Source organism: Faecalibacterium sp. BIOML-A4, from assembly GCF_009679665.1.
Taxonomy (GTDB): domain Bacteria; phylum Bacillota; class Clostridia; order Oscillospirales; family Ruminococcaceae; genus Faecalibacterium; species Faecalibacterium taiwanense.
This window is the reverse complement of sequence record NZ_WKZG01000007.1, coordinates 87,664-109,044: the sequence shown is the minus strand read 5'-3', so window position 1 is coordinate 109,044 and position 21,381 is coordinate 87,664. Positions and strand designations below refer to the sequence as shown.

The following is a 21,381-nucleotide window of genomic DNA, read 5'->3' as shown; positions in this document are numbered from 1 at the left end:
AGGAACAACTCTATAAAGTCTGGGAAGCCAGATCTTCGGCTGTGACTTCATAATTGCGGTATCGTTCACCGGGACGCATCGGCATCCGGGTAGAAAGAAACTTTTCGATATTAAAAGCGTTCTTCTCATTAAAATCGGAAAGCAGTTTGTAATTTGGGTGTTTGGTTATATCATATTTCCGGGAGAGGAACGGCCGCACACCCCTGATCTGTAGCAGACATTTACCCCCGTCCATGACCGCCAGTTCATCCACCGACATCAGATCCTTTCCCAACTTTTGAAAATTTTGTCCGTGGGATTCCTGATTGCCCTTTGTGACACTGGTATTATACAGGTCGATGGTCTCTTTCCCCAATAGGGAGTTCCAGCTTTTTAAGGTGGTTTCTTCTTTGCCTCCTAAGAAAAGAGAGGCGTCACAGTTACCGATGATGGTGTCCATGTTGTCTTTATACAGGGCTTTGAGCTGGCTTTGCGCCTGCAGCACCAGGCAGGCAGAGATCTCACGGCTTCGGATGGTCGCCATAAGACGCTCCAGATTCGGGATCTGCCCGATATTTGCCGCCTCGTCGATCAGGCAGCGCACATGGATGGGAAGCCTGCCCCCATACACATCATCCGCCCGCTCGCACAAGCGGTTAAACAAAATGGAATAGATCAGACTGATCAAAAATGCAAAGGTTCCGTCCGTATCACTCATAATAAGGAAAAGAGCAGTCCGTTCATCTCCCAGCATATCCAGATCCAGTTCGTCATACATGGTAATTTCCCTGACTTCTTTAATGTCAAAAGGAGCCAGTCTGGAAGCACAGGAAATAAGGATCGACTTCGCTGTTTTTCCAGAGACGAAAAGTCAAGGACTTTTTCATCAAATCCAAAAAGAAGTCACATTTTGCGGACTTCCTCACGCAGCAGACGTTTGATTTTGTCCTCCATCGTCTCTTTTGCGGTCTCGCTGAAATGAACACGGACGATATAGGTGGTCTTGCCAATCTGCTTTCTGACAGTCGGGCAAGTGGCGGTGTTGGTTGCGGTATTGTTGTTCATTCAAAATCCTCCTGCAAATGAAAAATGCCCGGTGACTGTTCATCATCGGGCGGTGTCGGTATGAGGGAACAAGGCAAGGCGGCAACACTAAGGTATCTATAAAAACCTTGCCGTCTTTGCCACGCTTGCCGTGTTCCTGCTGTCAGTCTCGGAGATAGCAGACCCATGCTGTGCCGTCTTTCTCGGTCACAAGCCTGTCTCCGATACGGCTTTTTGCCGTTCTCATGGTGCGTGAGGAAATCCCACGCTCATTGACTGCCTTTTCCAGCTCTGCGCTCGGCATACGCTTTCCGTCTGCCAGCAGTTCCAGTATCAGTGCTTCTGCCTGTGCGGTCTTGCTTTCGGTCTTGGCGGTGTCTGTCCCGGCAAGAAGCTCGTCAGCGGTAATGTCATAAGCTCCTATCCATTCAAAGCCTTTCTCGTCTCCCAGAGAAAAGGCAAGGGACTGTCCGGGCGGCGCAAGGGAGCTTTTCTCATGGATAAGCACCCTCGTTGTGGGGCTGTCCTTCAGCTTGCCGATAAAAAGCAGACTGCGGACTGCCGCCGTAATGTCGATAGACCCTAATCCCCGATAGGTGCTTTGCGTTCCTGCGGCTTTGTTCAGGTGTCCAATCAGCACGATAGCGCACCCGGTAGCCTGTGCAATGTCTCCCAGACTGCGGAATATCGGGCGCACCTCGTTTGCCCTGTTCATGTCCACATCTGCGCCCAGAAACGCCTGTACCGGGTCAATGATAACCAGCCTTGCGTTGTTTTCCCGGATTGCCCTTGCTATGCGTTCATCGGCAAGGGTCAGCGGCGTATCCCTGTCATCAATGACAAGCACTTTTTCGAGGTCTGCGTCTGCTTCCATCAGTCGGGGCTTAACAGTATCGCCCAGACCGTCCTCGGCGGTCTGATAGATGATATTGAAAGGCTCAAGGGTTTCCATACCGGGCAAGGGCTTTCGGTTGGTGCAAGCCGCCGCAAGACGCATGGCAAAGTAGGTCTTGCCCTCGCCGGGGTTGCCCTGTATAATCGTCAGCTTTCCAAAGGGGATATACGGAAACCATAGCCAATCCACGCTCGTCAGCTCCACATCTGCCATACGGAGCATGGGGACAGGCTGGGCGGTGGGCAGCTCTCGCAGCGTGATTGTTTCCGCTATAAATTTGCGGCTCGGAATGTCCCCTTGCTGACGGAGAACATCGTTCCAGTCTTTCCTTGCCGGGACAAGGCGAATGACGGCGATCTCGCTGGGAATGGACTGTGCCAGTCGGGTACAGGCTTCGCTTCCTGCGGTGTCGCTGTCAAGGCAGAGGAACACTTTTTGGGTGTCCTTGCGTTCAGAAAGAAAACGGTCAAGGGCTTTTCCCGAAACGCCGCCCAGGGCAAGATAGCTCCTTGTCTGCCAGTCCTGCGGATAAAGGCAGATGAACGATAACAGGTCAATCGGCGCTTCAAAGACAAAAAGCTGGTTGCCGTTTCCCTCATAGCGGAACGGATAGGACTTGTCAGACCCGGTAATATCCTGTCTGAATGGGTCTGCCGTTCCTCGCACATGGGCGTATCTCGGCGTACCGCTTCGGTCTCTGCCGACAAACACAACATTGTGCCGCTTTGCTTCCTCGTAAATATCCCCGGAAAGAAGAAAAGCCTCAACAAGCGTTTTGTTGAGACCTCGGCTTTCGCAAAGAAATTGAATTGCTCTGTCGGCTGTTCTGTTGTGCAAGGGCAAGTGGAACGCTGTGGGCGGTGCTGTGGCGGCTTCGGTCTGCCCCTCGCCGCTTTCGCCGGTCAGAAGCTGGACGGCTTCGGGAAAGGACTTGCCGTAAAACTCCATGACAAAATCAATGGGATAGCCGCCCTTGCTCTGGCTGTGTCGAAACCACTTGTTTCCACGGACGGTCAAGCTGTCATGTTCTTTCCAGCGGTATTCTCGTCCGCTTTTGATTAGCGTCTCTCCCTGTGTGCGGAGAAAATCTTCCAGACTGACGGCGTTTGCCCGGTCAATCTGCGCTTGGGTATAATTCATCGGGATAGTTCCTCCTTTTTGTGTCGTGTTTGGGGTCGATTTTGGAGCATTTGTTCCTCTGTACGCTCGTTAAATCGGGCGGCAGTATCTACACATGACTTGACCTTCCAAAGACGGTGTAAATCGTCTCTGACGGTCTTAAACTCGCCATAGGTGGTGTTGTGCGCCTGTTCCAGCTCGTCATACTCTTCGGTCAGCTTTTTCATATCCACCTTGCCGTCCGGGAATTCTCCGGTCAGCTTGCGTCTGGCGGCGTAGAACTGTTTCAGTTCCGTTTCATGCTCTGCCTTGTACTTGGCTCTGGGCTTCTCAAACTTGATTTTCTGCAAGCCGTCATAGACAGGCTTCAAGCTCTGGAAAGCAGCGGAGCTGTCATAGAGCTGCTTAATTGCTTTCATTCGGGCGGTCTGTTCGTCCAGCGTTTTCTTCAAGCTCTCTGTGGCAGCACTGTGTTCGCTGACACGGTGTTCCAAATCTTCAAGGGAGTAAATGCCGTTTGCCCGGAGATAATTGAAAGTTTCGTTCATCTCCTTTAGGTTGCTGACCTTGCCTTTCTGCGAATAAGCCCCGGCTCTGCGCTGGGTGTAATAGGCGTTCAGCAGAGAAACAAGGTCGGGTGCCTGCGGCTTGGCAAGCTCCGCTTTTGCTTCGGCAATCCAATCAAACAGGAGAGCGATTTTCTTCTTAATGTCCCGGATAACGGCATTGGTCGCTCTGATCCAGCGATTGAACTCGCCTTTCTCGGTGCGTATACCTTTCTTCTCCATTGCCCGGACGGTTGCGCCCTCATGGACGGTGGGAAGAAGCTCTACGCCCTGACGCTCATAGCTTCGGTGGTCGATACGAACGTCAAGCCCCTTTTCCGCAAACTTGGCGTTGCATAACTCTGCCCATGTCTGCCGCCAGTATTCCAGCGTTTCGGGACTGCCCCAGTCGGTAGTGGGAACGGCGTTGAAAACAAACTCGCCGTTCTGGTCCCGGATACGGTTGCCGTCCTCGTCCAGCTCATACACCCGGCGTTGCTTTAGCCCCCATTTGCCGTTCTGCTCGATGGGGCGGATAGGGCAAAGCACATGAAAATGTGGATTGGGTATGCCGCCGTCCTCCCGGTCTGGCTGGTGTACGGCGAAGTCAACCACCATGCCCCGGCTCACAAAGTTCTCCAATAAAAATTGCCTTGCAAGAGCGATGTTTTCCTCAAGGGAAAATTCATTCTGCAAGGCAATGTCAAAGCTGTATGCAAGCTGGGCGTTCTTTCCACGCTCGGCTTTTTCCACGGCGTTCCATAGGGTCTGGCGGTCTGCGTATTCGGGCGGTGCATGGGACGGCAGGAGAATGTCGGAGCAGATCACGCCGCCCTTGCGGGTGTAGTCGCTGTATTCGCCGTAATACTCGCTATACAATCGCTCCCCGGCACGGTAGGCGGCAGAAGCAATAGCGGACTGTCCTGCGCTTCGCTTAGTCTGCGTGACGCTCAGATGAAATAGTGCCATCGGCTTTCAGCTCCTTTTCTCTGTTCGCTTGGTTGGTGTGAGTAATCGCCATGTGCCGGACGGCTCGCTGGACTTCGGACAGAGAAAAGATGTGTTCCATCAGCTCTGTCATTTCGGTGCGTGTGAGATCTTTGACCTCCGGGGCAAGGCTCTCAATCGTGCCGCCCAGATTGCAAAGGCGGTGGGTGCGCTTGGTGCGTTCGCCTTTCTCCAGATACTTCTTTCTGTTCTCCAGACGCTCCAGCTTGTGCTTCTCCTGTGCAAGCTGCGTCTCAGCTCGTTCCTTTTCGGCTCGAAGCTGATCGAGGGTTTTCGGTTTTGTCATTGTGATTGACCTCCTTTTTTGATTTTTGGGATAAAAAAAGACCGTCAACTTTTCGCACATTGCGACCAGTCAACGGTCTGATTTTCGGTATTTATTTTTCCAAACTTGCTGGCGGCGAACAGCATTTCATGCTGTTTGCGGACGGCAAGTCCACAAGGGATAGACGCACAAGCGTCGCAAGGGAGTGTAGCTCCCTTGACGGAACGAAGTGACGAAACATTTTCGGTCAAGCAGTTTTTCTCTGCTGACCGGGAATGAAGCTCCGCAGGACGCACATACTCCCGATAGGAGAGTATAGAAGTGCGCCCTTTAGTTCCTAAAGGGATTTTCTTCTGACCCAAATTACATAAAATGTAGATCAAGACATTTCTAAGAGGTACTCTCAGATTTTCACAACATAAGGTTCATCTTCAATAATACCCTGATCGTGGGTAACAATGATAACCGTTTTACCTTCTTCATTGAGTTCGTGCAATAACCTCATAACAATATCTCTATTTTTCTTGTCAAGTGAGCCAGTAGGTTCATCTGCCAAAACAACAGAACATTTTTTCATCATAAGACGAGCTAAAGCAACTCTCTGTTGTTCACCACCGGAAAGCTGATAAACTTTTTTGTTAACTTCCTTTGATAACCCCACACGATTAAGAGCTTCTTTAAGTGATACTTTAGTTCGGCTTGATTTTTTAATCAAACTTAAATTTTCTTTAACTGTCTTATTTTCAAGCAGTGCAAAATTCTGAAAAAGAAACCCCACTGTATCCGCAAAAAAACTGTTTTTATTTTTAAGCCGGGTAATATTCAGCCCTTCGATTATGATACTGCCGCTATCCGGCTTTTCGATACCACCAATCATATTGAGCAAAGTGCTTTTTCCACTGCCGCTATCCCCGCTGATTACTACAAAACTTCCATCCGGAATTTCCAAATTAAAGTTGGAGAAAATTATTTTCTCTCCAAATGCTTTATTTAAGCCACGAATTATAATCATAAACATCCACCTTTCAAGGACTTTGAGATATTTGTTTTTTCAACCCACATAACATTTGTGAAAATGATTGCCATTTCAATAATGGTGAGCAATGCTCCAACCAGTAAAGCAATCCCGACACTTGCGTTAGATATAAAAAGCGAAACAATGCAAATCAATATCACAACGGCTATATTTTCTAAGAGATTAACGGAAATAAATCTTTTGTGCCTTTCATAAAAGCGATAGCCCAAAACCTTTTTGAGGGAGATTTCCATCGCATTAAGTCTAAATTCCATTTTCACTTCAGATATGATGATAGCGATATCTAACAGCAATACTAATACGCAAAGAGAGCTTATAAAGCCAATCAGTTTCACGAGGAAACTATGACTATAAGTATAATCCTCCCCGACATTCGTCAGCATAAAATAGTGTGGACCAAGCTGTTCTGCATATTTTTTCGCAGCATTACGAATTGTGCTTTCATCGCATCCGTAGATCACCTCACCATTATATGTTCCTGTTTCGATATAACTTCCATTCAAAGCAACAGCCTCATTTGCCTGATAAATAACAATCGGATTTGTTGCTCTTGACAATCCGTCAATAGCCTCTTCTCTGTTCGAATTGAGATAATAAAATTGCTCTCTGCCAGAATATTCTTTATAAACAACACGCAGTTCTTCTGCATTTTGGGTAAGAGAGTCAATTTCCTCTTTTGCGATATCTTTGTATGATTCCGCATTTTTTCCCTTTGGCACGAAGACCACGATATCCTCTTTTTCATCATCTTCAGTAAGCATATCAGAAAACCCTTGCAGCATATCTCTGGCATTATGATTTACAAAAATATAATTATCCGTATCGCTTATCCGGCTGCCTATGCAGACCACCGGATTTATAGTGTTGTATTCATTTTCGTAAAGGTCATTCCAAAATTCGCTCTCTTTGGATTCCTCCTCATTTTCTTCAAAAGGAGGTTCAATCTGCACAACTCCAAAATAGTAATTATTATAATGATTTTCTAAAAGAGTAGTGTTTGTAAGTAAATTACCTTGAATGCTACTGAGATTTGTAGTTATTGTAAAAATCGTCATAGCAGTAGCAAATACTTTAAGACCGTTCAGAAGATAAAACATACCTTTTTTATCTGAAGCATTGGCAAAGGCTTTTTTTACATCAAAGCGGACAAAAGCAGCATAAGGAATTACGGAAAGAACTGCTCCGGCACAATACACTGCCAAAATGAGATGATCTTCATACGCTCCCGATATAAATTGAGAAACAAGCAACTTTGCTAAGACGAATAATGCAGCATATGAAATCATATCAGCCACTACAGCTTTTAGAGCAATCACAGCAGCATTTTCGCCCAGAGAAGCTCGTACAACTACTTCCTTTTGTCTGCGTATCACCTCAATCATATTAAGTACAATCATCAATATGGCAACCAGGCCCCAAACAATGAACATCATATCAGTTTCGGTTGATTGCCAAAACTCTGGCTGCGATATAGAATATTCTTTTGCCAAATCTTGATATGTGGCAATAATGTCATCATCGTCACCGATATAGCTGACCATTATTTCCTGTCCATTGCCTGTGTTTTTTGCTTCTCTAAAATCTTCAAATTCTATTACGGTGATTCCGCCTATCAAAGCCGTATATGTTTTTTCCTCAATATCCATTGTGCTTTTAAGACTATCCCGAACAACGGTATCATCACCATAAATATAAAGTCTTGTCTGATAATTAGAAACTCTCTGATTAAAAGTCGAAAAAATATGAACACCATGCTTCTCAGCTGTATCTTCTGCATTGGCTAAAAATGAATCCATATCGTCATTAGTAGTTGTGTATCTGGACGATAAATAATAAGCACCATTAAAGTTCCAGAGCATATTTTGATATACTTCAGCTTGCATAACAAAAGCAAAAATAATCGTAATCAACAGCAATATATTTCTTATATGTTTCATTTAAAATTCTTAAACCTCCTTTGAATAGGTAACAGACACACGATTGCCCAAAATACTAATATGGATTTTTTCATACAACCACATTCTCTTGTTAGATTCTAATTTTCCGTTTTCTTTATTCGCATAAATTGTACCATAAAACTTGTGAACATTTCTACCGCAACTTTGGACTATATGAGAAAAGTCCGAACAGTTTTCTGCCCGGACTTCCTCGATCAATCGTAAATCAATTCCGCTTTCACAATCTCCTCTGCCTGTGCCTTGCAAGCGTTCATCTGCCGCACCCATTCCATTTGGTTTTCGGCTTTCAGCCTTTCGGTCACGCCGTACTGCTTTGCCAGTTGCGGCACGATCAGCTCCATGCGATTTCGTGCCGCTTCGTCAATCTCGGCGCAATGCTCAAAGAGCTTGTCGGATAGCACCAGCTCATTGAACAGTATCGGACGGTGCATTTCCAGATACGCCTTGCGAAGTCTGCCGTAGTGTCCGAGGGGTTTGGTCTTGCGGATAACGATGTTCGGGATAAGATAATCGCCGTTCTGTGTATAAGTGATATTCATGCTGTTTGTACTCCTTTCATCGGCTCTCTCTGCGGTAAACTGCTGACAGGAACGAACACGCCCTTTGCAATGTCCTCCGCACGAATGGCGGCTTTCTTAGCTTCGATTTCTGCCTTTTTCCGCTTTTTGATTTTGTCCTCGTATCGCTTCTGTGCTCCGCTGGCTTTCCGCTTCAAGTAGTTCTGGTGGAGCCTGTCCTTGCGTTCCTCACGCTTGCGGATTTCCTCCAATTCCTCCGGGGTCAGCTCTACTTCTCCAAACGCCGGGGGAACGAATCGCCCAACGAAATTGAAATAAATCTCGACCTCCTGTGTGGTCTGTATACTGCCTTTACGGTCACGCTCATGCACAAGGATTTTCTCGATAAACTCATTGAGCATGGCAATGGTCAGCTTGTCGAAGTTCTCGTATTTGTCAATCAGAGCGATAAAACGGTCAGCGTCCTTTTCGTGCGTTTCATAGCTCTTGATAGCCTTTTCCAGAACAGAGATTTCAGCGGTAAGCTCGGACTGTTCCTTTTCGTATTGAGCGTCCAGAGTGGCGTATCTGCTGTCGGACAGCTTTCCCAAAATGTTGTCCTCATAGATTTTACAGAGCAGGACTTCCAGCTCGGAAACTCTCTGCTTGGCGGCAGCAAGGCGTGTGCGCTGTTTCTTAACCTCTGCTGTCTGCTGGCTGGACTGCGCTTCCTGCACCACACGGACAAACTCGACTCGGTCATGCTTGGCATATTCTGCAATGGCTTTGAGCATTTCGGAAACAAGGGACAGTACCACATCTTCATTGATACGGTGCTGTGTCGTGCAGAGCTTTCCAACTGGGACTTTGCTGTATTGGGAGCAGGTATATTGAGAAATACGCTTGCCGTTGTTGGTACGGTGGACATACATCTTGCCGCCGCAATCGGCACAATAAAGCAAGCCTGTGAGGGGAGCTGCTTCGCCCCAGCCGTCCGGGTAGCGTCTGACATTCCCACGGATTTTCTGCACAAGGTCAAAGGTCTGCTGGTCAATGATAGCTTCATGGGTATTCTCGAAAATTGTCCATTCGTCCTCCGGGACATAATGGCTTTTCTTGTCCTTGAAGTGCTTTCGGGTCTTGAAGTTGATGGTGTGTCCCAGATATTCACGCTTTTCAAGAATGTTGCAGATGGTGGAAGAACCCCAGCCGTACACATCTTTGAAGGTCTTATTTTTGTTCACGCCCTCGCCGTGCCGGGCAAGGTAAGCGGACGGAATGAGGACTTTTTCTTCTTTCAGCTTGCTGGCGATCTGATACGGACCGTAGCCGTCAATCGTCATGGCAAAGATGCGCTTGACCACCTCGGCGGCTTCGGGGTCAACCAACCATTGGTCTCTGGCTTCGTTCCAAAGATAGCCGTAAATGACCGTGCCTGTGAGGTGCTTGCCGGACTTGCCTTTGGACTGGAAAGTGGAACGGATTTTACGGCTGGTGTCTCTGGCGTAGTATTCGTTCATAATGTTGCGGAAAGGGGTAAAATCATCGTCCCCTCTGGCACTGTCCACGCCGTCATTGATGGCGATAAGGCGAACGCCACGCTGACGCAGGATTTCCATAATCTGACCGACTTTCAGATAGTCACGACCCATGCGGCTCATGTCCTTGATGCACAAATACTCCACATTCCCGGCTTCCACTTCTTTCATCATTGCTAAAAATCCGGGACGGTCAAAGCAAGTACCACTAATGCCATCGTCCGTGAAATGGACAATGTTTGTAAAGCCCTGCCGTGCGGCGAACTCCTCCAACATTGCCTTTTGATTGGATATGGAATTGCTCTCACGCTGTTGGTCATCATCTTTGCCAAAGTCATCACGGCTCAGTCGTTCGTACAGAGCTGTGATTTTCTCGTTTTTTCTCATAACTTGCGCTCCTTTCTTCGGTTTTAGGTTGTGTGTTCTAAGAGACTTCCCAACCGCTTGATTAAGAAGTCTTTTAGAGCATACAACACCGGCAGCGAGCTTATATTTCTTATATTGACGCAGGGCAAAATGATCCGGGTCTTTCTGTTCCAGCGCGTCAAAGAGAAGGTCAACGGCATTTTTGAACGACTCATCATCCTCACGGACTTCCATTGCGTTCAGCATTTCTACCAGTGTGGCAAAATTCTGTTCGTTTGCCGGAGCCTCATAATAGATATATCCGATCAGTGCCGTATAGAGCAGGGTTTCTGCCTTGACCCAGAAATCGTCTCCGGCTTTTCCTTCGCCTTTGGTATTGGCGATCAGGGTAGTGACGATCTTCAGAATATCTTTCTCGGAATGAATGTAGGCGAACGGGTTAAAGTGCATACTTTTCTGGAAATTGATCGTATTGAATACCCGTATTTTATAGGGCTCATAGATGATCTTTCCTTTTTCATTACGCACAGGATTTCCGTCCTTGTCCAGCTTTGGTGTGCCTCGCTGCAACATCTTTCCGCATTCCACAAGGACTGTACCTTTCGGATCGGTGACGACGTAGGAACTGTGCATTTGCATCAGATTGGGCTTGATGAAAAAGCGCGTTTTTCCCGAACCTGATCCTCCGACTACCAGTACATTTTTATTTCTTGCATTGGCCGGATTTTTGGGCCTTCCGTTTAACATCAGTCCTTCACTTTGGGTAAGAATGATATTGTTTTCCGGCTTTGGGTCCATAAACGGGGCAATATCGGTTTTATTTCCCCAACGGGCTGAACCGTATTCCACATTTTTGCGGTATTTCTTAGCGTCTTTCCCTCTAAGATAGACTGCCAGCCGCATAATGGCTGCACCGCATAAACCGATCAGCCAGTCCATTGCCGCCCCCGGCCACATACTCTGAAACGCAAGGGCAAAGCCTTCGGACAGTCCTAACAGCTTTTGGGAAGCGTCCGCTCCGGGAGCCAGACGCACCGCCTCGCCCAGCTTGGCAAATACCAGAAGGAACAGAACATAAGGCAGATGGAGAATGACCTGTTTTTTCATTGTTTCTGCATCGATCTTCATCGTTCCGGTCCTCCGTGTTCTTTGTTCTTTACACGGTCACGGCCAAGCGACTGCGCCAGTTCTTTGAACTTATGAAGCTGTGTAAGCAGCGACGGTCTGGTGCTGCGTGTAAGGTCTTTCTTTGTATATTCCTTAAATGCTGCCGTCAGTGCATCCGCCTGGTTTGCCTTGAAATATACCGTCCATTTTGGGGGATCGGTCCCAAGTTCCTTTTCTATATGGTAGCGTACCTGATGTTTCCTGGCATACCGTTCAAAAGAGCGGATTCGTCCTGAAACTTCAATGGTATTAGCTCCGGGGTCTTTATAAGTCAGCCGCTTCATACTGTTGCGTCCGACTCTTGGCATTGTACGTTCCTGTTCCATCTTTTGGAGTACCGCAGCAATAGCCGCACGCAGTACCCGCCCTGACAGTTTTGCTGCCTGTATAGAAACAGAAACCGTTCGTTGTTCGAGATCTTCCTGCAAGAGCATCCTCCTTTCTGATAAAATCGGTATTTATAATATGGAAATAACTTTTTACCGGCTTTCCCCAAGAACCTGCTGTCGGGAAGCGTGTTCAAAGGCTTTTGCTGCCTGATCGACCTGAATTTTAGCGTGTTTCAAAAGCGTCTTGATGATCGTAGCCGGGCGTTCCTGTTCCTCCAGATGATCGACCATCCCTTTGCACTCATCCGGGAGGTATTCAGCCATATCTTTCAACACATCGGAAAAGTTACCCATAAAGCCCCAGCAGCTATCCGACAGCTCCCCGTTTTTATAAAGCTCAAACCCATAACATTCGCCGCGCAGATAGGAATCGTAAGCAGCGACTTCGCTGCGCATCAGTGCGTCTGCTTTCTGACGGATAGCACCGGTCATCTTGTCAGCGTCAAATTCCTTTAGGGCATATTCTTTGGAAACATAGATCCAGCCGACCTGTCCGCTGTCACATTCTGCATGAGGAGCCCTGCCTGAGAAACTTTCTGTACTCATGGCAAGACCGGAGTGGTCGTAGAGATAGAGGGGGAGCATCAGATACTTTTCCGAAATTACGTTCTGCATTGCTTCATCGATCGCCCGTTCCTCTGTCTTTGGTCCATGCCGGAAACGGCTGCTTACAATGTTTACCATCCGTTCATAGCGTTTCATGCCAGCTTCATCATGTCCTACGGTATCTAAATACATTTCCCGCAGGAAGTCGTCTTTGTCCATATAGTTGTGATGGTCGCCCAGCGCATAGCGGGGATGGAAGCATACCATCGTCCCAAAATGTTCATCTACCTCACGGGGAGAGATCAGAATATCGTCCGGCTGCACCATAAGGGCATAAGGTTCATTTACTGCCATTAACATAATTGGCTCCTTTCTTTCTACAAATCCGGGCCGGAATGGTGCATCATCGGTTTTTCCCGGTGTTCATTGGTTGCAGGCTGCTTGACTGCAATGATCTCGCCGGCAATCCTTGCAAATTTTTCAGGGTACTTGAACTGCTCCCCGTATTTCTCCATCAAGTCCGGGGAAAGGTCTGTAAAATCTTCCTCACCAAGACCAACGATCAGAAAATTCCCGGACACAATATCATAGATGTGGCCGTCATCGTCAAAGAGAGCTCGGTTCAGAGGCAGCCCCATCAGCTTGCCTTCTTCATTACAGATCAGAGCCACCGGGTCCTCATACGGATAGACCGCTTGAATATCTCCGCCCACTGCCGCCTGCAAGGATTTCAGACCACTTTCGATCTCCGCAGCATAAGGGGACTTGCCCGGCTCTACCATTAACACTTTCATAATTGTATATCCTCCTTCTTTTTCATTGCCGTACCGGGAGCGGTTGGCGTTTTTTCCTGAGTTTTTGCCACAGAGAGCTTCCCCAGGACGGAAGGCTTCTCCCGGTTTTTGGGTGTAAAAATACCGCCCTCCGAAACCTCGGCGGCGGCATGTTCCGTTTTGGCCTGTTCCAGTCCTTCAACCGTATAGCCAGGTAAAAGAGTGCCGTGAACCATAAAATGGTGCTCATATTCTTTCGGGATCGGCGGGGAAATTTCCGTGAATAAATGGGAATAGGCTTTCTTTCGCCCGTCCAGATATTTTATGGCTGCGTTCTTATCTGTATATCGTTTCTGGTTTTGTCCGGCAATCTTTGCTCCATATCCCTGCTTCGGGGAATGAATACGGACTTCCCATGTCACATACCAGGCAATCGGAACACTCTGTTTGGTTTCCCGGTCATATTTCGTATCTTCCCAAATACTGCAGGTCATCTGATAGACCCGGTTGCTGATTTTCTGATCTGCCCTCCAGTTATCGGTGTCTTTCCACTGGTTGCCTGTATGTTCGATCTCCGGTGTACGAAGATATTCCAAAGCCCGGTTGATCGTCTGTGTTGCCGCTGCCTGCTGTTCCCACTGTTTTGCGGCAGCCACCACGATTTCATAGGCTTTCTGCTCCCCGTCGATACTTCCCTGGCGCATGGCTTCCAGGCTATCTGTTCCCATTGTGATCAGTGTAGAAATATCCACATTTTCACAAACTACGCTGTGCTCAATTTTAAGCTCTGATCCCGGCGTCAAGTGGTCGCCATACCGGTAGGCATGGTAATCCCTGTTTTCTTCCAAAATGCTGTTCACCTCCTGCTATATTTCCGGCTCATGGTTTTTTCTGGAAACCGTCTGTGCCGGTGATTTTTTATCTGCCGGTCTGTTTGCCGCAAGCTGATCCATCACGGAAGGACGGCCGACGCCGAACATGGATAGCTGACCGTCCGCTGCCTCACGAAGTTCAGAAACAGAGAGGGGAAACGTTACATCGGCATGGGTCAATAGCTGTTCCCGTTTCAAATCCTGAATGATCTCGTCAAAAACAGCGTTGATCGCACGGCGTTCTTCCCCCACAGGGAAGGCTTTCAATACCTCCATTTCTCCGTCTTTACCGGAAACCAGGGTAAGGGCACAGTCGGCATGGCCTGCCAGATAATCCGATGTGTAGGGCAGTTTGTCCTTGATATAACAGGCAAAGGCTCTGGCTGTCATTTCCACATTGCTGTCCCAATAACCGCCGTCTTTTTCACATTCTTTTCCCATGCGTACCGAATTACGGTAAAAATCAGTTTCCGTCCGTCCAATCTGCGGAGCTTCCTGCGCCTGCATCCCGGAAAGCATACGCTCAAAAATTTCCAGCCGTTCCCGTTCACTTTTGGGAATTACCCGGCCGGTAACATTCTTCTTAAATGCGCTGATCTGTTCCACAGAGCCGGGTTCGCCGGACAAAAATGCTTCCCGCAAGACTGCGTAGGTTTCCATCTGTTCCTCATTGCCATACCGTTTCAGAGAGGCAAGAACCGAGGAATCCAGCCAGCTTGCCGCATTTTTCCGGGTGCGTTCTGTTTGTGCTTCCGTGCGCTTTGCTGCCTGTTCCGGTGTTTCCGGTTTATACTTCATGGTGTCAATGAGTTTTTGGAACGGCGCATAGAGGCGGGGCTGTTCTGACAGCATCCCTTTTGTGCCCATCTTTGTACCAAGATAATCGTCAAGTCCATGCCACCATTCATGTGCCAGGGAACCGGCCCCGTGCATTTTCGTAAGATTGATGACTGTACGCAAAGGTTCATAATGAGCCGCAGCATTGCCGCTGCCTCTTGCACCAAAAGCGATAGCAAGCGTACCCTGATAAGCAATATCTTTATCGCTGATCTTAAGGGCTGACGCCAGATCCTTTAGTGCTTCAAATCCCATGTTAAGGGAGGTCTGACGGTCGTTCTGGTTCATCCAGTTTCCAAACTCGCCGCCGCGGAACCCAAATGTATCAAGATAATGCTGTCCGGTGATCTCCACACCATTCCGGTAATCCGGCCCGGTACGTTTGACATGGGCGAGCTGGGGAGGGACAAACCGGATCTTTCCGTTTTTGTTCCTGCCTTTGGCAAGTTCCTGCACCCATTTCAGGGCAGCTTCTTTGGTCTCAAAATTGGTCCGCAGGATCGAATAGCCTTTTGTCACATAGTAGGTACCGGGGTTCCAGTCCTCATTTTTAGAATAGGTATGTTTCCCGTCGTTGAAGTGGATCGCATAACCTTTCGGTATTTTCTGCTCTTTGGAAACACAAAACTGTTCCTTTTTTGCTTTCTGAGTAAAGTTGCGCTCAAAATATTCAGCCGAGCGAATCAGCATGGTATTGGACAATTTGTTTGTGATCACGGGATTGTCCTGACCCTTTTTCGTTGCCCGGTAGTGGATTCCGCTTCCCCAGCCCCAGCCCTGTACTTTTTCTAAATATCCATTGTCAACGAAAAAGCGGTCATAGGCTTTCGCAGCATCCTCCACAGTACGGACATCTGAAAGCACTGTCTGCAATTCCCGGACTGTTTTTATATATTCCTTTTGTCTCGCGGTCCGTTTTTCCGGGGTGTCATCCGTGCGGTAATACTGAGGGGAAGCGTTTAAGCCGTCCCTCGCTTTTTTGATAAAATAGACCACGCCAAGAGGAATCCCTTCCTCCAGCATGACTGCATAGTCCGGCTTTTTCCAGACATTATCCTTTTTCACAAATTTTTCGGCTTCGCGCTCATTCATGGCTTCCAGATCATCCGCATACAGCCCGCGGTCTTTCCACAGGTCTTTTTTCGCACCGCCGATCTTTTCACCGAAATCTTCATGCACTCCTGCCAATCTTCATCACCTCCAGTCAGTGTAAAATTCTTATCGTTCCGGGGCAGGGCGGCGTTCTTCGTCTTTGTGAAGTTGTGGGAGGTTTCCTGTGAGCCGGTCGGTTTCCCTGCGGATCAGTTTGTCCAGAGCGCCTAAATCCTCCGGTGCAATGGCAAACTCCCGGTAATTTTCATACCACAGGCCCGTAGAGACTGCTGCGATGGGCGCAATTTTCTCCGAACCGGCTGGAAGAAGCCGATACACAGGGGCTTCGTCATAAAGAAGCATCTGTTTTGCCGTTCCCTGTGGTATGCGGTACTTATCCATATCCGGGTTCTGGGCTGCCTCCATATATTGCATATTCAGGCGTTCTTCTAAATCCTGGGGCATATAACGAAATGCCTGATCCATCCACTGTCTGAACATCGTGGAATAGTGGTACTGCCATTCCGTAACTTGATTCGTGGCATAAGAAAATCCCCAGCTTTTCAGAGCATCTTTTTCGTAAAGCTCCATTTCAGTCCATTCTTTCAGGCTGACCGTGGCCGCTGAACCATCTTTGCGTTCGATATTGACGCCGCAAGGATAGAGGATATTTCTTTTTATATCCTGCCGTAGCGTGTCTAAATCCATCATCAGGACATCCCCGTACAAGTGACCGCCCTCGCTGCGATCCGTATGAAACAGGAAAGCCCTCGCTCCGATGAACTCCGTTGTTGAGATCATTTGATGAAGGTCCGCCGTAGAACAATAAGCAAACAAGGTGTCGGAAAGCCACATGTGATTTTTCCCCATGATAGCAATGGAATCAGCCCCGGTATTTGTCACCAGAGAACGCATATTAAATTCGCATTCCCTAAGAAAATCTCCGGCAAAAATATGGAGCTCATACGCAAAGACGGATAAGTCTGTATCACGGATCAAATGAATCTGCGGTAGTGGTTCCTGATTCAATCAAATTCCTCCTTTCATGTGAACCTGACAATTACCGGCTTTCCTTATCATGGGAAGGTGCCGGCTGCTTTTTTGCCGGTTCCGTTTTTGCTACCTGTTCCCGCATTGCTTCCAAAACAGAAGGGCGCCTTTCCGTAGTCTGTTCCAACCGGGCAAGGGTATTAAGTGCCCACTCCGCATTACGGTTAATGGAGGATATAAGGGCGCCCTCCACTTTGAAAGCACCTTTGAACACTCTGGCAATCTTCCCATTTTCTTTTGCGTCTGTCTCCGCAGGTTTTCCTTGAAGGGTACGGCCCATATTTTTGAAATGCCGCCCCATTTCGTGGTATTCCGTACTGAAAGCATCAATTCTGGCAACAGCCCTGTTGCTGGCCTGCATACTTTTTTCTGCTGCACTTTGAATGGACTCCAACACCGGTCTGACATGTAAAAACTGTGTGATCCCATTCAAAGCGACAGTACCGCGTTCCCTGAAATCGGCAAGGATATTCCTGCACCCGTTTATGATCTGGCCTTTGAGTTCGGAAAGACGGTGACGCATAACGGAAATATTCGCCTCCATAGCTGTATAGCTCTTTTGGAGAGCATCTTTCAGAGAATGGTTCTGTAATCCCTGCATTTCCTGACGCACTGCCTTTAATTCCTCGGTTGCCTCCAAAAGACGCTGCTCCATCCCGGTCACATGCTCGATCAGCTTGGAAAATTCTTCATATCCCGGTGTGTTGTTGTCTTTTAGGAGAGCAAGCAGTTCTTTGACCTGCTCATTTTCCGCAATCGGCTGGCTATCTGTCTCCGTCATTCATCAATCCCTCCCATCTGCCGGTAGCGGCCCGCCGGCAATCTTGCCGACAATCTCCGGACCGGTTTCATAAATCTGCATGAGGCGTTTTGCTGTGCCGCAGGGCTGTGCAGCTCCGCTGGTCCAAAGACGCACTGTGGATGGGGCAACATTCATCAAAAGCGCAAAGCCCTTTTCGTTCATGTCCAGCTTTTTCATCAGCGATTTAACCATATCGGGGCTGTAGTCTGGACACCGGGAAGCCTCGGCAATCATCTGCAAAGCGGTATTTTCAATTTTTTTCATTTTCAAATCCTCCTGTTATTTGTTTTCCAGCCTTATGCCGGGGCAAAGCTGATCTGGTTGTGTTTCATCCTTTTGGCAAAGTCCGGCAGCGAATAATTTACCCCGTCAATTTCTGCATGGGTATCATCCAGACGATGGCAAACAGCAAAGTGTCTGTCCCCGTTTCCATAGAACAGACAAAGTAAACCATTGTCAGGAATGGAAAACAGCGCTTTTCCGGCACTGTCTGTAAAGCAGATTTGTTGAGATCCATTCATGTTGAAATCCTCCCTAAATTGAAACAGCCGCCTCTTTTGGGCGGCGTTGGTGCTGGCTGGTTTGCAGTTGTTCCCGAACCTGCAGCAATTTCTCATTGTAATCTTTTCCCATCCGGGGAGGGTTGACACTTACCCGGATATGACGGAAACGTTTATCCTCGTGGAGCATGGTCTTGATTTTCCGAGCATTGACAAATCCGGCAAGGTCGCGGTCCATATAAAGGGTAACACGCCGGATCTCCGGGTGGCGTTCCAGGAAAGAAGTCAGCGCCACATGGGAAGTACCTCCCAAAGACAAGCGATAACCATTCCATTTCCATCCCTCCAACTCTTGAAGTGTTGCATGGGAAAGCGCATCAATAGGAGCTTCAAAAACTGCCACATGCCGGCTGCCCGGACTTTGCGGGGGATAACAAAAGTTATATCCTTTGTCGCTGCCATAGACATCCTTTTTGAGATTGCCGCCGATACTGCGCATACAGGCGAACTTCGCTTTCCCGGAATCATCTTTCCCTACAAACACACAAACCGGTTCTCCATGATACCGGGCTTCGTAAAAAATCCCGGCTTGTAAACACTGGCGAATGACTTCTGAGCTGATCCCCCGTTTCTGCAAATAGGAGACCGCAGCGGTCGCGCAACGTCTGGCCCAGGGGAGAGAGAATGCTTTCTTTTCCGGCTCCTTTGATACCTGTATTTCTGCCGTACTTCGGTAGGCCGGTTCCTGCCGGATTTCTCCACCTACCAGAGCATGAACCGCATCCACAAGACCATATCCCCGAATCTGGATCAGGTAGTCCAGCGCATTGATACTCCGTCCACGGCTGTTCCAGTACCAGTACCTTTTCCCGGTCACATATACCAGACTGTCATGCTCCTTATGCCGGAAATTAGGTCCATCCCGTTTCAGCACGCCGGGTTCATGGAATTGCAGGTAAGTAAACAAGTCAGCTTCCCGCGCTGCCTGAATCTGTTCTTTGGTTACGCCGGGCATAGTACCGGCACAGTGTTTCTTTTCATTGTGCTTTGCCTCCTTCCTGTGATGAAATGAAAAAAGACACCCAAAGGTGTCTAACAGCCGTACAGGTCGTGATTGACCTCGGCACGGTAATAGCTGTCCATTGTAGCCGGGGCATTATACAGCGCCGCCAACAGGTAGGCTTTGATGTTTCCAACCTTCGTCGTGTTCTTGTCGATACAGTCAAAGACATACTCTAAGTGACCGGAATTGATCTTCAGGAACCGGCTCTTGACGATCTCCCTCGGAAAATCATCTCCGGCAATGCGAATGTAAGGGCGTTTAGACAAAATCACTTCAAGCATAAGTTCAAGGGCTTCGTCCAGACGTTCCCTGCCATACCGTAAGACCAGTAAGTCATATTCGATATTTTCTTTGATGATTTCACGATAGGCTTCTATCAGCTCTATCCGATCCATCCCATCCGTGCGGCTTGCCGCTTCCGGCTCTGCTGGATAGATTGATGGATAAGTTATTGATTTATCTTTTTTTGATTTTTTTGTTTTTAATGGATTAGTATTTAATTGTGCCGGATTTTCCTGTTCAGGTTCCGCCTGTTTAGGTTTTGCCTGTTCAGGTTTTACCTGTCTTGGATTTTCCCGTTTAGGTGAAAGCCCTGTGTTTTCGGTACTTACAGGCTGCTCATGGATCGTATATTCAATGTCTCCCAACTGCCCGTTATCATAGCGGAGGCGCTGTCTGGTGAGATAACCATGCCGCTCCAGTTCCTTCAGGGCAGTAGTGATAGAATCCACACCATCCTTGCAGATATGGGCGAGTCCCTTTGTGGTATAATCCCAATCTTCCGGCAGCGACAACATAAGTGATAAAAGCCCCTTTGCCTTTAAGGACAACTCCGTATTGCGCAGATGGTGATTGCTCATTATCGTAAAGTCCTTTGTTTTCTCTACACGGAATACTGCCATTGTATCGCCTCCTTTCTTCGACTATTCCGTTACAAGACATGATCCCTGTGGTCATAATGGAGATGGCCGCCAGAGACCTTCGCATGGTTTTTCAGTTTCACTTCGCCCCGTTCCTGACTCTCTAAAAATTTCTGATAGCCGGTATCTGTAAGGAACAAGCGCATCTTATCGCCTTTGTCGCCAACAGGGGAATCGTAAGACAATACATCAAAAACGATCATGTGCCTTACCTCCGGGTCAAAGCGTTCAAGCGCCATGATGTCATGCCCCTTCAATTTTTCTGCACCTGATTGCTGTCTGGCCTCGGCGATCTTTTCTCCAATCGTCCGGGCTGGATAGGGCAGACGGTAATTCTTCTGAATATCTTTTACCAAGTCCATGCACTCTGCATTTGACAGAACACGAAGTTTTGCCATAAGACCTTCTGCCGCCTCCCGCTGCTCGGAATTATTTGAATACCTCACGGTCATATAAAGTTCATTCAGGATCTTTGTCTGATAATCGCCCTCCACCTGAAAGAGCAGCTTTTTTTCCATTTCGTTTAATTCCATGGGGATCTCCTTTCTCTTGAAAATAGGTATGAAAAAAGGGCGCCCACCTATAAAAGTGAAACGCCCTTTGGCTTATACACTATTAAATTTTATATACAAAGCAAGTTTGCCGCTGTTATGCCACATTTTGCTGGTATCTCAATGTTACCTTTCCATCACGGAATGGATGGATGATGTTCAGTTCGGCCATCGTCTGCGACAGATTTTGAATCTGCTTTTCTTTATCCTGTTCGGCAAGCAGCTTCTTGGAGTGAATGGTTTTGAACACCCGCTCTAATTCTCGGTCAATCAGGTCTGGCGGGTAGAACATCGTGTCGCCCTTGCTGATTTGCTCCTTGCGGATGTGCCCTGCAAACGGGTACACATCCTCAAAAAGGAAGCGGTGAATCCGAAATAGGTGAGTTTTGGTAAAACGTCCCTTGATTGGCTCCTGTAACAGAGCCATCTGTTTTACAGCCGTAAATTCTTCTTCGGCCTGTTTGAGTTCGGCTTTATCATGAATGTTCAACTTGTTGATCAGAACATCCGTATCCGGGTAGCAGTACATGGACTGCACTGTGGTGTAGACATCATACTTTGAGAACATA

General features: G+C 47.9%; 21 protein-coding genes and 1 pseudogene. All 22 read right to left on the bottom strand.

Features of this window, described 5'->3' with window-relative positions; genetic code table 11:
- Positions 1-10: 10 nt before the first annotated feature.
- Positions 11-841: pseudogene (locus tag GKG34_RS06595) on the bottom strand (TraM recognition domain-containing protein); the annotation flags it as partial.
- A gap of 41 nt (positions 842-882) precedes the next feature.
- Complete coding sequence (locus GKG34_RS06590) at positions 883-1,044, bottom strand: transposon-encoded TnpW family protein (RefSeq protein WP_148336321.1); 162 nt, start codon at positions 1,042-1,044, stop codon at positions 883-885.
- Positions 1,045-1,186: 142 nt separating this feature from the next.
- A complete protein-coding gene (locus tag GKG34_RS06585) occupies positions 1,187-3,058 on the bottom strand; it encodes an AAA family ATPase (RefSeq protein ID WP_154255835.1) in 1,872 nt (623 codons plus the stop codon).
- Positions 3,055-4,551, bottom strand: a complete 1,497-nt coding sequence (gene mobQ, locus GKG34_RS06580; RefSeq protein ID WP_154255834.1) for a MobQ family relaxase — start codon at positions 4,549-4,551, stop codon at positions 3,055-3,057. Before mobQ ends, GKG34_RS06585 begins: the two co-directional genes overlap by 4 nt.
- The gene (locus tag GKG34_RS06575; RefSeq protein ID WP_002593329.1) at positions 4,517-4,876 is read right to left on the bottom strand and encodes a DUF3847 domain-containing protein; all 360 of its coding nucleotides are present in this window, start codon (positions 4,874-4,876) and stop codon (positions 4,517-4,519) included. Before GKG34_RS06575 ends, mobQ begins: the two co-directional genes overlap by 35 nt.
- A 382-nt stretch (positions 4,877-5,258) precedes the next feature.
- Positions 5,259-5,867, bottom strand: coding sequence for an ATP-binding cassette domain-containing protein (locus GKG34_RS06565; protein ID WP_002593328.1), 609 nt, complete (start codon positions 5,865-5,867; stop codon positions 5,259-5,261).
- Positions 5,864-7,828, bottom strand: coding sequence for a DUF1430 domain-containing protein (locus GKG34_RS06560; RefSeq protein WP_154255833.1), 1,965 nt, complete (start codon positions 7,826-7,828; stop codon positions 5,864-5,866). Before GKG34_RS06560 ends, GKG34_RS06565 begins: the two co-directional genes overlap by 4 nt.
- 215 nt (positions 7,829-8,043) lie before the next feature.
- Positions 8,044-8,388: a TnpV protein gene (locus GKG34_RS06550; RefSeq protein WP_085533511.1), complete on the bottom strand. Its 345-nt coding sequence runs from the start codon at positions 8,386-8,388 to the stop codon at positions 8,044-8,046.
- Complete coding sequence (locus GKG34_RS06545) at positions 8,385-11,378, bottom strand: DUF4368 domain-containing protein (RefSeq protein ID WP_154255832.1); 2,994 nt, start codon at positions 11,376-11,378, stop codon at positions 8,385-8,387. Before GKG34_RS06545 ends, GKG34_RS06550 begins: the two co-directional genes overlap by 4 nt.
- On the bottom strand, positions 11,375-11,851 hold the full coding sequence (locus GKG34_RS06540) for a PcfB family protein (protein WP_227274987.1): 477 nt from the start codon (positions 11,849-11,851) through the stop codon (positions 11,375-11,377). The genes GKG34_RS06545 and GKG34_RS06540 overlap by 4 nt, the downstream gene beginning before the upstream one ends.
- A gap of 45 nt (positions 11,852-11,896) precedes the next feature.
- Complete coding sequence (locus tag GKG34_RS06535) at positions 11,897-12,712, bottom strand: hypothetical protein (RefSeq protein ID WP_154255831.1); 816 nt, start codon at positions 12,710-12,712, stop codon at positions 11,897-11,899.
- A 17-nt stretch (positions 12,713-12,729) separates the two neighbouring features.
- Positions 12,730-13,146, bottom strand: a complete 417-nt coding sequence (locus GKG34_RS06530; protein ID WP_029731783.1) for a DUF3846 domain-containing protein — start codon at positions 13,144-13,146, stop codon at positions 12,730-12,732.
- Positions 13,143-13,973 (bottom strand): hypothetical protein, encoded by an 831-nt coding sequence (locus GKG34_RS06525; protein ID WP_097782010.1) that lies wholly within the window; start codon positions 13,971-13,973, stop codon positions 13,143-13,145. The genes GKG34_RS06530 and GKG34_RS06525 overlap by 4 nt, the downstream gene beginning before the upstream one ends.
- Before the next feature lie 18 nt (positions 13,974-13,991).
- The gene (locus tag GKG34_RS06520; protein WP_243139221.1) at positions 13,992-15,926 is read right to left on the bottom strand and encodes an LPD1 domain-containing protein; all 1,935 of its coding nucleotides are present in this window, start codon (positions 15,924-15,926) and stop codon (positions 13,992-13,994) included.
- Between the two features lie 126 nt (positions 15,927-16,052).
- Positions 16,053-16,955, bottom strand: coding sequence for a hypothetical protein (locus GKG34_RS06515; protein ID WP_154255829.1), 903 nt, complete (start codon positions 16,953-16,955; stop codon positions 16,053-16,055).
- Between the two features lie 31 nt (positions 16,956-16,986).
- Positions 16,987-17,757, bottom strand: coding sequence for a DUF6674 family protein (locus GKG34_RS06510; RefSeq protein ID WP_097782013.1), 771 nt, complete (start codon positions 17,755-17,757; stop codon positions 16,987-16,989).
- Between the two features lie 3 nt (positions 17,758-17,760).
- Positions 17,761-18,042, bottom strand: a complete 282-nt coding sequence (locus tag GKG34_RS06505; protein WP_097782014.1) for an XRE family transcriptional regulator — start codon at positions 18,040-18,042, stop codon at positions 17,761-17,763.
- A 32-nt stretch (positions 18,043-18,074) separates the two neighbouring features.
- Complete coding sequence (locus tag GKG34_RS06500) at positions 18,075-18,299, bottom strand: hypothetical protein (RefSeq protein ID WP_029731778.1); 225 nt, start codon at positions 18,297-18,299, stop codon at positions 18,075-18,077.
- 13 nt (positions 18,300-18,312) lie between these two features.
- Positions 18,313-19,293 (bottom strand): DUF3991 domain-containing protein, encoded by a 981-nt coding sequence (locus GKG34_RS06495; RefSeq protein ID WP_097782015.1) that lies wholly within the window; start codon positions 19,291-19,293, stop codon positions 18,313-18,315.
- A gap of 77 nt (positions 19,294-19,370) precedes the next feature.
- Positions 19,371-20,243 carry a DUF6017 domain-containing protein gene (locus tag GKG34_RS06490; protein WP_097782016.1) on the bottom strand — a complete coding sequence of 291 codons (873 nt, stop codon included), beginning with the start codon at positions 20,241-20,243 and terminating at the stop codon, positions 19,371-19,373.
- Between the two features lie 29 nt (positions 20,244-20,272).
- Positions 20,273-20,794: a DUF5720 family protein gene (locus GKG34_RS06485; protein ID WP_097782017.1), complete on the bottom strand. Its 522-nt coding sequence runs from the start codon at positions 20,792-20,794 to the stop codon at positions 20,273-20,275.
- A gap of 115 nt (positions 20,795-20,909) precedes the next feature.
- Complete coding sequence (locus GKG34_RS06480; protein WP_154255828.1) at positions 20,910-21,380, bottom strand: Fic family protein; 471 nt, start codon at positions 21,378-21,380, stop codon at positions 20,910-20,912.
- Position 21,381: the final 1 nt, after the last annotated feature.